The following is a 13645-nucleotide window of genomic DNA, read 5'->3' on the forward strand; positions in this document are numbered from 1 at the left end:
AATTGGCTTCGATTTTATCATTGAACTATCAACTAAAAACCATCAACCAACAACATTTTTCTAAAAGTATCCTTGTTGTTTTCTTTTTTCCATTGCTGCCTCAGAACGTTTGTCATCAATTCTGGCTCCTCTTTCAGAAATGGTCGAAGAACGAATCTCTCCAACTACTTCCTGAATGGTTGCTGCATAAGACTCAACTGCTGCTGTACAGCTCATATCCCCAACAGTTCGGAAACGAACAATTCTTTCTTCGACTTGTTCATCTTCTTCTTGGTACACATAAGGAGAATGCGACCAAATTAAACCATCTCTCAAAAAAACTTTACGCTTATGCGAAAAATAAATCGATGGAATTTCGATTTGTTCTTGCTCGATATAACTCCAAACATCCAATTCGGTCCAGTTTGAAATTGGAAAAACACGTACGTTTTGACCATTTTCAATTTTTCCATTCAATAAATCAAATAATTCAGGGCGCTGATTTTTTTCATCCCATTGACCAAAATCATCACGAACAGAAAAAATACGTTCTTTGGCTCTTGCTTTTTCTTCATCACGACGCGCTCCGCCTATACAAGCATCAAATTTGAATTCTTCAATAGCATCTAAAAGCGTAGTAGTCTGCAGACTGTTTCTGCTGGAATATTTTCCAGATTCTTCAACCACCTTACCTTGGTCAATAGCATCCTGCACATTACGAACGATTAATTCTAATCCTAATTCGGCTACTAATTTATCTCTAAATTCAATTGTTTCTGGGAAATTGTGTCCTGTGTCTACGTGTAGCAGCGGAAAAGGAATTTTTGCCGGGAAAAATGCTTTTTGCGCCAAACGCACTAACGTGATTGAATCTTTACCGCCTGAAAAAAGCAAAACGGGTTTGTCAAATTGAGAAATCACTTCTCTGAATATGTAAATCGCTTCGCTTTCTAAAGCATTTGTTTTTAAAACTGAACTCATTATTATTTGGTAATTTGTTTATTTGTTTATTCGGCTAAACGATCAAACATATAAACGATTAAACTTTTTTATTTTTGGTGTAAACCGCATTCTTTATGACTGGATTCCCATGACCATCTTCCTGCCCTGATGTCTTCTCCCTCGACAATGGCTCTCGTGCATGGTGCACAGCCAATACTCACAAAACCTTTTTTGTGCAAAGCATTTTGAGGAACATTATTCTCATCAATATATTTTTGAACATCAGCCAAACTCCATTTCAATAATGGATTGAATTTTATAATATTGAAATGAGCATCATATTCAAAGGCTGCCAAATCATTTCTGTTTTCGGATTGTTCAGCACGTAAACCGGTAATCCAAATTTCATTTCCTTTCAAAGCTTTGGTCAATGGCGCTACTTTTCGAATAAAACAGCATTCTTTTCTGTTCTCCACCGATTCGTAAAAGCTGTTCGGCCCTTTTTTATTCAACAAATTTTCTACATCGCTAGCTTCAGGAAAATAAGTTTGAATAGCTACTTTGTATTTTTTTATTGTTCTATGAAAAACATCATAGGTTTCCTGGAATAATCTGCCGGTATCCAATGTAAAAATATTAATCGGCAACTCATTTTTGGCAATCAAAGCGGTTATAACCTGATCCTCTTGGCCAAATGAAGTCGAAAAAACAACTTTCCCTTTGTACTCATTAGCCAAAAAAGCTAAGGTTTCCTCAATGGAAAAACCTGCTGTTTTCTCTAATAAAGTATTTGCTATTGCTGTGCTCATTTTTATTCTTGCTTTTAATTTTAAATCTATTACCCTATCGGGTTACTAGATTACTTTGCAAAAGTACTACTTTTTTTTAAATTCAAAATAAATTTTAAATAAATTTTATAAATTTAGAATGCAATGTCTGCCAGAGTGTTGCTTTCAAGAACCTTAAGCGTATTGTCCCTAACCTGAGTCATTAAGCGTCGTGCGGCACAAGTCGTCTCGTCATCACAATCATCACATTTTTCATAAAAATTGTGACTTGCGCAAGGAAGCAGTGCAATTGGCCCTTCGAGGATGCGGTATACTTTGGCCATACTGATATCTTTTGGATCTTTTATCAAGTAATAACCTCCGCCTTTTCCTTTTTTTGCCCCCAGAAAACCAGAATTTCGGAGCAATAATAATATACTTTCCAAAAATTTAATCGAAATATGTTCATTTTTAGCGATTTCAGCAATTTGAACTGGCGTATTATCTTTCTGGCGTGCCAAAAAGGTAAGGGCTTTTATTCCGTATTTTGTTTTCTTTGAAAGCATTTAAAATGTTTTTATTATAAGAATTAAATCACATTGAATTATGTCTACGAAACTACAAACTTTATCCTTTTATCAGCAAATTGTATGAAACTATTTTAAAATTTCGGCACAAATTGAATTTGTAAATTCTTTTTCAGTATAAAAATCGTGTTTCTCATTTTTTATAATCTCATAATCTAACGAATGTGATTCAAACCAGTTCTTGTTTGGTTTGTTATTATCGTTTTCCCCATAATAGAGCTTTATTGCTCCACTAGGAATTTCATTCTCATACCGCAATCTTGTTGATGAAACAGCAAATAAATTTCTAATATTCAATCCCTTCAAAGCCGATTTCCAAGCAATTGTTCCGCCAATACTAAATGCTAAAACATCAATCTCATTCTTTTCAGCTTTCAAAAGATTCTCAACAGCCTTTTCAATTCCGCCATTAACAAACTGACTATGGAGATTTTTTTCGGTATAATCGGTTTTATCAATTTCTCCCAATTCACAGCAATCATAATATTGAATTTCGAAATTGCCTTCCAATAGTTCAATATAATATAAAACCCAGTCCGTTTTTTCTTTTCCCCACAAATCCGATAAAATGATTAATCTTGGTTTCATATGATCAGAGAAAAATGTGAATCAAATGTCAAAAAAAGTAAATGATGATTAACATTTTAGAAAACAATACAAATCTGCAATCTAAAATCGTCAATCATCATTCTAAAATTAATATTATTTAAGAAAGCGCCTGCTCCAAATCAGCAATGACATCTTCTACAGTCTCCAGCCCTACGGACACACGTACCAATCCATCGGTAATGCTAACTGCCAAACGCTCTTCAACAGTCAGTTTACTGTGCGTTGTTGAGGCTGGATGCGTTACAATGGTCCTCGTATCTCCTAAATTTGGCGATAATGAACACAATCTTATTTTATCCAAAAATGCTCTTCCTGCTTCTATTCCTCCTTTGATTTCAAAGGCAACAATATTCCCTCCTAATTTCATTTGCTTTTTGGCAATTTCGTATTGCGGATGCGATTTTAGGAACGGGTATTTTACGCTGTTTACCTTTGGATGATTTTCCAAAAACTCGGCCACTTTCAATGCATTTTCACAATGTCTTTCGACGCGAATGGCTAAAGTTTCCAAACTTTTAGACAATACCCAAGCATTAAAAGGAGATAATGATGGGCCTGTAAGTCTAGAAAACAGGTAAATATCTTTTATCAAATCAGCATTTCCAACGGTGATTCCGCCCAATACTCTTCCTTGTCCATCAATCAGTTTAGTTGCAGAATGCACTACCAAATGCGCTCCCCATTTTATCGGCTGCTGAACATACGGCGTGGCAAAACAGTTGTCGATAATCAAAATCAGATTATGCTTTTTGGCAATGGCTCCCAAAAGTTCCAAATCAATAATATCAACCGCTGGATTAGTTGGAGATTCTGCAAAAAGTATCTTCGTATTTGGCTTTATAAAACCCTCAATCGTTTCTGGTTTTGTAAGATCAAAATAAGAAGTTTCGATATTCCACTTTGGAAAATAATTCACAAACAAAGAATGAGTTGCCCCAAAAACACTGCTGGCAGAAACAATATGATCACCTGATTTCAACAAAGCCACAAAAGTAGAATACACTGCAGCCATACCCGATGCAAATGCGAAACCTGCCTCAGCACCTTCCATCGCACAAATTTTATCAACGAATTCGTTGGTATTTGGATTGCTGTATCGGCTGTAAATATTACGGTCTTTCTCATCTGCAAAAGAAGCACGCATGTCTTCAGCATCTTCAAATACAAAACTAGACGTTAAGTAAAGAGGCACTGAATGCTCTAAAAATTGTGTTCTTTCTAATTGGTTACGGATGGCTTGAGTTTCAAAACCAAATTCTTGTTCGTTCATTTTAATTTGTTTATGGTTAATAGTTGTAGTTGTTGAAATATCTATACCTTTCAACTAAAAACCTATTTCGTTTTATTTTACTATTCTTTTAACTATTTCTACATTTCATCACTTAGCGACTGGCAAATCTTTTCGCATTCAATAATTCAATCAAATTTTGTTTTTTTAAATTCCACTCTTCATCAATGATACTGTAAAATGCTGAATTCCTTTTTGTTTTATTATGTCGTAGCATTTCATTCCTTAAAACTCCTTCAAATTGTCCTCCAATTTTTTCAATTGCTTTTCGTGAACGTAAATTATTTTCATCAGTTTTTAATTGCACTCTTACAGTTTTCAATTCTTCAAAGCAATGTGTCAATAATAAAAGTTTACATTCCAAGTTAACTTCTGTAGCCCAATAATTTGGATCTAACCAAGTGGCACCTATTTCTAATTTTTGATGTTGTTGTTGAATATCTAAATAACTTGTACTTCCTATTATTCTGCTGTCCTCTTTTTGAAAAATCACAAATGGAAAACGAGTATAATTTTCTCTTTCCTTTAATGTCATGGTATAAAATCCATAAAAACGATTTGAATCTGTTCCGTCAAAAGGATAGAATTCCCAAATTCTTTTGTTTTTTGCTAAAGCCTCAAGTTCAACCAAATGACTTTCTTCTAATGAAATTAGCCTAACTGTTTGTCCTTCAAGAACTATCGGATATTTTATCCAAGTCATACTTTCAATATTAATTTATATTTCTACATTGAATTGCTCTACTAATATATAACCAAAACTGACTCACATTCAATTACTTAGTTAATTCCACTCCGTTCAAAACTACTTTATAATGTATTGTTGCTGTTGGCTCTACCGTTTTAGAAACTGAGCAATATTTATCAAAAGACAATTGAGCCGCTTTGGCCGCTTTATCTTCTTTAATATTTCCTTCCAATGAAAAAACCACGTAAATATCTTTGAATGGTTTTGCTTCGCCTACTTGAACGCGTTCTCCCTCGACCTCAGCTTTGAAAGAGGTAATTTCCTGACGCTGTTTTTTTAGAATCGAAATCATATCAATACCGCTGCATCCAGCAACGCCCATTAATACTAATTCCATTGGGCTTGGCCCCATATTATTCCCTCCAAATTCAGGTCTAGCATCTATATTTACAATATGTCCACGCTCGTTTTTTAATTCAAAATGGAAGTTTTCGTTTACTCTGTCTAATGTTATTTTCATTGTTATTTTTTTTTAAATCTAAATTCAAAAATCATTAATCTGCAATCTTAAATCATTACCCTTTATCCGACAATCTCAAAATATCTCCAAAAACCCCTCTGGCTGTAACCGCCGATCCAGCCCCTGCAMCTTGAATAACGATTGGTCGGTCTCCATAAGATTCTGTGTAAATTTCGAAGAACGAATCCGAACCTTTCAATCCTCCCAAAGCGGTGTCTTTTGGAACTGATACCAGTTTTACTTCCAGATTCCCTTTGTCGTTTTGCAAATCGCCCGATAATTCTCCAATGTATCGCAACACATGATTTGGTTTTTGATCTGCTTTAATTTTAGCATAAATCGGATCAAACTCTGTTAATTTGTTTAAGAAATCGAAAACATCGCCTTCGCGTAAATGCTCAGGAATTAAATTCTGAATCGAAATCTCCTCAAATTCGTTTTGCAGATCTAATTCTCTGGCCAAAATCAATAATTTTCTTCCTACGTCGTTTCCGCAAAGATCTTCTCTTGGGTCTGGCTCGGTGTAACCATTATCGATGGCTTCTTTTAATATTTCGCTGAACGAAGCATCTTTCGCAGAGAAATTATTAAACAAATAGCTCAAAGTTCCCGAGAAAACACCTTTTATCTTAGTAATATTTTCACCCGATAAATGCAATAATTTTATTGTATCAATCAATGGCAAACCTGCGCCTACGTTCGTTTCATACAAATATGTTTTTTGGTTGTCTTCCAATACTTGTCTCAACTCTTTGTAAAATGAGTAACTCAATGTATTGGCTACTTTATTGGACGAAATCAAGTCAAAACTGTTTTCTGCCAATTTGATATAATTTTCAACAAAAGCAGTACTTGCCGAGTTGTCAATCGCTATTAAATTCTCCAAATGGTGCTCATTCGCATAAGCAATAACATCATCAATAGTATAGGAAGTTCCATTCGTTTGAATTTCATTTCTCCAATTTGGGGAAACACCATTTTTATTCAGAAGAATACTTTTAGAATTCGCAATCGCAAAAACATTCAGTTTAATTCCTTTGCGTTTCTCGATAGCTCCAGCCGATTCTAAAATTTGGTTAATCAGCGTTCCTCCTACCAATCCGTGTCCGAAAACTGCAATATTGATTTTTTTGGAAACCCCAAAAATTTCACCGTGAATTACATTCAAAGCTTTGTTCAACTCCGATTTCTTCACCACCAAACTCACGTTTTTGCCCGTAACCGTGTTGTTGAAAAGGATAGGGACAATTTTATTTTTGATTAAAGCCGTGTAGGGTTTGTGAAAAGTACTCAAATCCTGACCGATTATCGAAATTACCGAAACATTGTCGGTAACCGTGATTTTATTAACGTCTTTGGAATAAAAATCATTTTCAAATTCTCGTTCCAATTCAATCATCGCACGGGTTGCTTTATCCGCATCAACTACGATCCCAATTCCTCTTTCGGATGAACCTTGCGAAATGATGCTAACGCTAATTTCATTGTCTCCCATCACTTTAAAAATACGGGCATCAACACCTGTTTTTCCTAGCAATCCTCTTCCTTCCAAATTCACCAAAGCCACATTTTCCAGAACTGAAAGCGTTTTAATTCCCTCTTTATTGGCATTTGAAGTAATTAACGTCCCTTGATTTTCGTGATTGAATGTGTTCAAAATACGAAGGGGAATATTTTTTTCCAACAAAGGAATGATTGTCTTTGCATGCAGAATTGTTGCCCCAAAATTAGCCAGCTCATTGGCTTCGTTAAAAGTCAAATGGTCTATTTTTTTGGCATCAAAAACTAGGTCAGGGTTTGCTGTATAAATTCCGTCAACGTGTGTATAATTTTGAAGTTCTGTCGCATCCAGATAATTAGCCAGCAACGAAGCCGTGTAATTACTGCCGTTTCTTCCCAATGTTGTTGCTTCATTTTTACTATTGGAACCAATAAAACCGGTAACAACGTTCACCGTTTCCCCATTATGTTCCTTAAAATATGCCACCACATTTTTCTTCGAAAGCTGTTCAACAGGTTGTGCATCTCCGTAATTAGAGTCCGTTTTTATCAATTCTCTCGTGTCCGAAAAATTAGCTTTTATGCCATTTTTAATTAAAATAGCCGTAAGCAGTTTAGCCGAAATCAACTCTCCTTTGGACAGTACTTCGTCCTTAATTTTCACGCTGTAATCCCCAATCAGGCTCACGCCTTCAAAAAGTTTTTCCAGTTTACCAAACTCTTCAGACAAATCCACATCGTCGTAAACATCCTGTTGGTATTTTTTAAAATCTTCAAAAAGCGGTTTATAATTTCCGTTTTTCGAAGCCAAAGCCAATATATCTTCCAGTTCGTCCGTTGCATTTCCACGTGCCGAAACCACAACTGCAATCTGCTCTCCGTTATTCACTTTATCGGCAATAATTGCCACAACCTTATTGATTCCGTCTCCGTTTGACAAAGACTTACCTCCAAATTTTAATATTTTCATTATCTTATTTTTTTAAAGCTAAAACTTCGTTTCAACCGTTTTTTTTTATCAGTAATAAAACCTTATTTCTATTTAATTATCTTCAGTTGGGCGTGCCACCATTAGGAAAAGGGACCAACCCATTATTGCATTCATTCGGTCCCTTTTCCTAATACTGTCGGGCTATCCGTGCTACTTCGGTAGCTTACTTTTATCCCTCACGTGCGTGACCAAGAACCTTTTCGTTTAACAAGAACCTTTTATTTCCTAATTAAAAACCTCTTTTATAATTTCTAAATAAATATTGGTGCTATCCAAGCAATTGAAGTTTTTATTTCCTCATCATTCCATTTAAATTCAATATCTGAAAGACATTTCACTTTTTCTTTTGAAGACACTTCATCAATTGGAAAATCATCCCCTTTTCTGTATTTCGTATTTTTATACGTTTTGAAATTCAGAGCTTTTCTTTTATTTCCTTCCAGAACATATCCCCTTTCATCTGTTGTCAACAAAAAGACTCCAAAATCTATTTTACCATGATTCACTAAATAGCTAAGTCTCTTTATGTCGTTGATTATTTTTATTCTTGTTTGAGTATGATTCGAATTACCTTTTGAGTTCTTTTTAGGAAATTTGAATTCTAATCCAATCTTTTTGTTTTGATATTCAAAGTACAAATCCAAATAAGTACCATCTGAAAAATCTTTGAATAACTGTCTTTCAAAATCAATAATCTCAACCTCCTCCTTTAAACTTTCCTTCAGAAGCCAAGCAAATCGAAATACCATAGCTTTTTCGCTAGAAAAACGACTTTTATTACTTTTCATCTCCTTTGCTAATCCTTCCCACAATTCCGAAATCAAATCAATCAATTTGTCTTTATCCAGCTTTACAAGTTCTTTTTTTATAGCTATTAATTCCATAAGTTCTAATTAAAAACTCCTTTAAGAATTTGATCCAGTTGTTTGTATTCAATCAGGAAAGCATCGTGTCCGTGAATGGAATCAATTTCCTGAAACGTTACATTCTCTTTGTACTTTTTTAATGTTTCGTATGTTTCTTTATTTTCATCTACAGTAAAAAACAAATCCGAATTGATTCCAATAATATGAATGTCGGCTTCAATTTGAGATGCCACAGTAACAAAAGATTCTCTGTTTCTGGAAATATCTATTGTTTTCAGCAATTGATTCATCAGCTTATACGCCGAAAGCTGAAAGCGTTTCTGCAGTTTCTCTCCGTGATGGTTCAGCCAGCTTTCGATGTTAAAAACGGCTAATTCTTCATTAATCGTTCGGTCAAATTTTGCCTTAAAAGATTCCGGCGTTCTGTAGCACAACATCGCATGAATGCGTGCATCTTCAATTGGCTTTGCCGAATTATTCAAAATTTGTTCCTGCAAAAAACAATTGGCAATAAGCCAATCGGTCGATTTCCAGTCGGTTGCAATCGGAATTAAATGTTTTGTTATCTGTGGTTCCAATGCGGCAATTTCCCAAGCAATTCCTCCTCCTACAGAACCGCCAATAATAGCAAACAACTGATTAATCTGAAGCGATTTTAACCCTTCTATAAACAGTCTGGCCACATCTCTAGCCGTAAAATCCAAATAGTTTTCGATAATAGTATCGTCAAATCCATTTCCCGGCACATTAAAAGCAAGTATTGTATATTTATCAGTGTCAATTGTTCTGTTTTTACCTATGAGTACATTCCACCATCCTTTTGAACCCACAACATGTGAATTCCCTGTCAATGCATGATTAACCAAAACAATAGGTGCCGTATGCAATGCCAGACCAAAAATCTGATAACTTAAATTAATTGAAGCAAAAAAAGCACCACTTTCGGTAGTGAAATTTTGTATAGTAATTATTGTTGGTTTATTTTCCAATTTCAAATCTTTTTGATTTTTTGATTTGTATCTGGAAATATTATGAAGAAAGTTAGAAAACCTAAATGAATTCTTAGTGTTATCTTTCCACGTTTGGCGTGGTAGAATGCAGCACCTTCTTCGATAAATCGAAGGGTTGCTAAGGCTTCATCGGGTCTAATCCCTCTACCTTTCTTTATAACATTTCAATACGTTTCTGAACTTAAAGGTGCAAATTAACTACAATTTTATGAAACGACCAAATAATTATTAAACTCTTCCTAGAAACAACCATTCCCTTCTAATAAAGAATTTGCCAAAAAGTTCACTTATTCTCACACATTCCTCTTAATTCCAAAAAAATGCCGTGTTTTTATCCGTGAAATTCTTGGCAAATAATTTTTACCCGAATATTTCCCGAGGTACCTTACTTATGCTTCAAATAAAAAGAGTTTCATTCTCTTTAGAATACATGTGAAACAATAAAGAATTGTTGCCTTTTTTATCTTTCAAATCAAAATTTTCATCTACATGAAATCTTGGATGATTCAATTCTTTCATTGGGTTAAAAGGCTCAACTGTTATAGTCCTCAAAATTGCTTTTTTTAGTAACTCTACTCTGCTTGTGATATATGTTATAATTTTCATGATACTTGTTTTTGTAATTAATGTCTTTTTTTTATGGCTTATATTTTAAATGTTTTACAACATTCTCTTCTTTTTTATAGCACAATGAGTTTAGTTTCCTAAAAAATCAATTGTGCATTTATACTTTTACTGTTAATTCGGCAAAAACGGCTGATAAATCGGCTTTTAAATCTTCTATATCTTCCAGTCCAACTGACAATCGAATCAAATCTTTGGTAACTCCTGTGGCGGCCTGTTCTGCATCAGACAACTGCTGATGCGTTGTACTGGCCGGATGAATAATCAAGGATTTGGTATCACCAATATTGGCTAAAAGTGAAAATAATTTCGTTTCATCAGCCATTTTCTTGGCAGCTTCAAATCCTCCTTTTAAACCAAATGTCAGCAATCCATTTTGTCCTTTTGGCAAATATTGCTGGGCTAGATMATAATACTTACTTGACTTCAAACCGGGATAATTGACCCAAGCCACGGCTTCCTGTTTTTCTAACCACTGCGCCAAAGCCAATCCGTTTTCACTGTGCTTCTGGACTCGAACAGGCAAGGTTTCCAATCCCTGTATAATCTGAAAAGCATTAAACGGACTCAACGCCGCTCCATAATCCCGCAGTCCTTCGATTCTTACTTTTGCAATAAACGCTGCGTTTCCAAGTGCCTCGTGATACACTAATCCGTGATATCCCGGCGACGGTTCTGTGAACTCCGGAAACTTACCGTTGCTCCAATCAAAAGTTCCTGCATCAATAACCACTCCTCCCAATGAAGTACCATTCCCAGCAATATATTTTGTCAGTGAGTGAATTACGATGTTGGCACCATGCTCAATTGGATTTAATAAATAAGGAGAAGGAACCGTATTATCTACAATGAAAGGAACTTTAAAGGCCTTGGCTTCTGCCGAAATGGCTTTAAGATCAAGAACGTCTAATTTTGGATTCCCCAAACTTTCTGCAAAAAACACTCTGGTATTCTCTTTGGCCGCCTTCGTGAAATTTCCAGGATCTGATGGATCAACGAATGTGGTTGTAATTCCCAATCTTGGTAATGTTGCACTCAATAAATTATAAGTTCCACCATACAGACTGTTTGAAGCTACAATATGGTCTCCTGTTTTTAGCAGCACTAATAATGATGTTGCTATTGCTGCAGTTCCAGATGCAGTTACAACTGCACCTATACCGCCTTCTAACGCTGCCAAACGCTGCTCCAGAATATCATTGGTTGGATTATTCAATCGAGTATATATAAATCCAGCTTCCGCAAGGCCAAATAAATTGGCGGCATGTTCCGAATTATTAAAAACATAAGATGTTGTTTGGTAAATAGGCACTGCGCGTGTACCTGCGTTTTTTGTTACATCATGTCCTGCGTGCAATGCATTGGTGGCAAATTTATTTGAACTCATAATTTCTTTTTTTAATTTTTATTTAAACAAAGCATATCGCTTTTATACTATTTTTTAATTCTAACTTTTGTCCTTTGATGACAGTAAAACAAAAACCCTTTTAGATACATATCCAAAAGGGTTTTAAGCTGTATATAAACTTATTCTTTTGGAATCAACAAATACGGGCAACCATCATGGCATTGACACACATCATCTTCTTCTTCGCTTTGCAAATGGTAATCTTAATAGTGTAGAGTTGCTGCATATTTTATTATTGTTTTACTTAATCTTATTATTGTTTTAATCTTGAAAAAAATGACTTGAAAAATGACCAAAAAAAAACCTCCCAACGAGTTGGGAGGTTTTGCTATATATTATTTAATTTAAAATAAAGCTATATACACCTCCCCTTGCAGGTTTTCACCTGAATGGCTTTTTTAGACATATTACATAGATTAAATTTCATTTTTTCTGTTTTCATTTTTGTTGAACAAATATCTAATTTTTTTTTCTATTTTCCAAACGCTAAACGCAAATTTAATGATTAATAAATATTTAATTAAAATAGTAACTGATAAAAAATCAGCGCTTTATAAAAACATCCCAACAAATCTCAATAAATATTTTTATTTTTTTAACAAAACTTTCTCGTTTTCAAACTATTAAACAGCTAAAAATTAAGTCGAAAACAAGAAATCCTGGTACTTTGAGTGTATTGTTTGGTAAAATAAAACTCCTAATCCACCTAACAATATTATAACTAAATGCAAAAATGAATTTGGAAAAAAGGAAAAACTCAAATAACCAATTATAATACCCCTTAAAAAATCCAAATGAAAAATCCATTTCTTTTGATCCAGCATAGCTCCAGTAGCAATTACGCTCAGAATAATAAAAACCGTAATTAAAAAAATATTAAAGCCTGTTATAAATTCTGAAAAGAGAATTGTTAAGAACAATATTGCCATTGTTACAATTGTTTTGGCAATAATTGAATTTGTCAGTTTCTTTGAATATTTAACATCAATATCAACTGTTTTTTTGGAAAATTTCCTTTCCAGAAGCAACCGTATCCTTGCATCAATATCATTTGGACCTCCAAAAATTACTTTTGCTTTTTGCTTTATTGTTTTGGCCATTCTAAAGGCTACTATTAATTCCAAAACATAATGGAAATGCTGCCATAAAAAGCTATAACTCCCCAATGACTTGGTTAATCCAAATTTAGGTTCTGCAGTCTCTTCTATAAAGGTTCCAAAAATTTTATCCCAGATAATTAACATATCTCCATAATTTTTATCCAAATACTCTAGATTGCTGCTATGATGGACTCTATGGTGCGATGGCGTAACGATAATATATTCCAGCCATCCCAGTTTTCCAACTAGTTGCGTATGCGTAAAAAAAGGATACGTCCCATGAATTAGCAATAATACAGTAATCATCTTTGCATTGAAACCAATAATAGGCAGCACACACCAAAACAAACCTCTGGCGACAGCCTGAAAAACTGTTATCCTGGCCGCCGCCGTATAATTAAAATCATCACTTTGATGATGTACAATATGTGATGCCCAAAAAAGATTAACAGTGTGCCCAAATCTGTGATACCAATACCAAAGCAAATCTGTAGCCAAAAACAAAAGAATCCATGTTACAGCAGTGGATTCAATTGAAAAAATGGAAAAATTTGCATTAAGCCAAGAAAAAATAAAGAAGAAAGTTCCCGTGGTCAAAAGATCTGCAATACGCTCAGCTATTCCAACATTAAGATTGGCAATGCTTTCATTAAAATGATGAAGTTTTTTATTTTTTCTTACACTAATATAATATTCCAAAAACATGAATAATGCAAAAAATGGAACTGCAAGAGCTATATAATTTAATTTCATTGGGTATTTTTTA

Annotated in this window: 13 protein-coding genes and 1 riboswitch; all 13 genes read right to left on the reverse strand. The window is 34.4% G+C overall.

Annotation, left to right across the window (positions count from 1 at the left end; genetic code table 11):
* Window positions 1-60: 60 nt before the first annotated feature.
* The 13 genes from cysD to AC1DVP_RS07165 all read right to left on the reverse strand — a co-directional run bounded on the left by cysD (window position 61) and on the right by AC1DVP_RS07165 (window position 13632).
* Complete coding sequence (cysD, locus tag AC1DVP_RS07105; RefSeq protein ID WP_477182804.1) at window positions 61-960, reverse strand: sulfate adenylyltransferase subunit CysD; 900 nt, start codon at window positions 958-960, stop codon at window positions 61-63.
* A 68-nt stretch (window positions 961-1028) separates the two neighbouring features.
* Entirely contained in the window at window positions 1029-1730 is a 702-nt protein-coding gene (locus tag AC1DVP_RS07110; protein WP_477182805.1) for a phosphoadenylyl-sulfate reductase, read from the reverse strand.
* Window positions 1731-1843: 113 nt separating this feature from the next.
* Window positions 1844-2254 (reverse strand): RrF2 family transcriptional regulator, encoded by a 411-nt coding sequence (locus tag AC1DVP_RS07115; protein WP_477182806.1) that lies wholly within the window; start codon window positions 2252-2254, stop codon window positions 1844-1846.
* A 90-nt stretch (window positions 2255-2344) separates the two neighbouring features.
* Window positions 2345-2863 carry an alpha/beta hydrolase gene (locus tag AC1DVP_RS07120; RefSeq protein ID WP_477182807.1) on the reverse strand — a complete coding sequence of 173 codons (519 nt, stop codon included), beginning with the start codon at window positions 2861-2863 and terminating at the stop codon, window positions 2345-2347.
* 118 nt (window positions 2864-2981) lie between these two features.
* On the reverse strand, window positions 2982-4154 hold the full coding sequence (locus AC1DVP_RS07125) for a trans-sulfuration enzyme family protein (RefSeq protein WP_477182808.1): 1173 nt from the start codon (window positions 4152-4154) through the stop codon (window positions 2982-2984).
* A 112-nt stretch (window positions 4155-4266) separates the two neighbouring features.
* Window positions 4267-4875 carry a GNAT family N-acetyltransferase gene (locus tag AC1DVP_RS07130; protein WP_477182809.1) on the reverse strand — a complete coding sequence of 203 codons (609 nt, stop codon included), beginning with the start codon at window positions 4873-4875 and terminating at the stop codon, window positions 4267-4269.
* Between the two features lie 73 nt (window positions 4876-4948).
* Complete coding sequence (locus AC1DVP_RS07135; protein WP_477182810.1) at window positions 4949-5380, reverse strand: OsmC family protein; 432 nt, start codon at window positions 5378-5380, stop codon at window positions 4949-4951.
* 55 nt (window positions 5381-5435) lie between these two features.
* Window positions 5436-7850 (reverse strand): bifunctional aspartate kinase/homoserine dehydrogenase I, encoded by a 2415-nt coding sequence (gene thrA / locus AC1DVP_RS07140; protein WP_477182811.1) that lies wholly within the window; start codon window positions 7848-7850, stop codon window positions 5436-5438.
* Window positions 7851-8122: 272 nt separating this feature from the next.
* A complete protein-coding gene (locus AC1DVP_RS07145; protein ID WP_477182812.1) occupies window positions 8123-8755 on the reverse strand; it encodes a hypothetical protein in 633 nt (210 codons plus the stop codon).
* Window positions 8756-8760: 5 nt separating this feature from the next.
* On the reverse strand, window positions 8761-9726 hold the full coding sequence (locus AC1DVP_RS07150) for an alpha/beta fold hydrolase (RefSeq protein ID WP_477182813.1): 966 nt from the start codon (window positions 9724-9726) through the stop codon (window positions 8761-8763).
* A gap of 76 nt (window positions 9727-9802) precedes the next feature.
* Window positions 9803-9910, reverse strand: a riboswitch (SAM riboswitch).
* Between the two features lie 233 nt (window positions 9911-10143).
* Window positions 10144-10353: a hypothetical protein gene (locus AC1DVP_RS07155; protein ID WP_477182814.1), complete on the reverse strand. Its 210-nt coding sequence runs from the start codon at window positions 10351-10353 to the stop codon at window positions 10144-10146.
* 118 nt (window positions 10354-10471) lie between these two features.
* Window positions 10472-11758, reverse strand: coding sequence for an O-acetylhomoserine aminocarboxypropyltransferase/cysteine synthase family protein (locus AC1DVP_RS07160; protein WP_477182815.1), 1287 nt, complete (start codon window positions 11756-11758; stop codon window positions 10472-10474).
* Window positions 11759-12417: 659 nt separating this feature from the next.
* Window positions 12418-13632 carry a sterol desaturase family protein gene (locus AC1DVP_RS07165; protein WP_477182816.1) on the reverse strand — a complete coding sequence of 405 codons (1215 nt, stop codon included), beginning with the start codon at window positions 13630-13632 and terminating at the stop codon, window positions 12418-12420.
* Window positions 13633-13645: the final 13 nt, after the last annotated feature.

It is taken from the genome of Flavobacterium sp. P3_A6, assembly GCF_056403035.1.

Bases quoted from the DNA above. Each gene is read 5' to 3' on its own strand.
- cysD (WP_477182804.1), bottom strand. From the start codon at position 960: ATGAGTTCAGTTTTAAAAACAAATGCTTTAGAAAGCGAAGCGATTTAC.
- AC1DVP_RS07110 (WP_477182805.1), bottom strand. From the start codon at position 1,730: ATGAGCACAGCAATAGCAAATACTTTATTAGAGAAAACAGCAGGTTTT.
- AC1DVP_RS07115 (WP_477182806.1), bottom strand. From the start codon at position 2,254: ATGCTTTCAAAGAAAACAAAATACGGAATAAAAGCCCTTACCTTTTTG.
- AC1DVP_RS07120 (WP_477182807.1), bottom strand. From the start codon at position 2,863: ATGAAACCAAGATTAATCATTTTATCGGATTTGTGGGGAAAAGAAAAA.
- AC1DVP_RS07125 (WP_477182808.1), bottom strand. From the start codon at position 4,154: ATGAACGAACAAGAATTTGGTTTTGAAACTCAAGCCATCCGTAACCAA.
- AC1DVP_RS07130 (WP_477182809.1), bottom strand. From the start codon at position 4,875: ATGACTTGGATAAAATATCCGATAGTTCTTGAAGGACAAACAGTTAGG.
- AC1DVP_RS07135 (WP_477182810.1), bottom strand. From the start codon at position 5,380: ATGAAAATAACATTAGACAGAGTAAACGAAAACTTCCATTTTGAATTA.
- AC1DVP_RS07145 (WP_477182812.1), bottom strand. From the start codon at position 8,755: ATGGAATTAATAGCTATAAAAAAAGAACTTGTAAAGCTGGATAAAGAC.
- AC1DVP_RS07155 (WP_477182814.1), bottom strand. From the start codon at position 10,353: ATGAAAATTATAACATATATCACAAGCAGAGTAGAGTTACTAAAAAAA.
- AC1DVP_RS07165 (WP_477182816.1), bottom strand. From the start codon at position 13,632: ATGAAATTAAATTATATAGCTCTTGCAGTTCCATTTTTTGCATTATTC.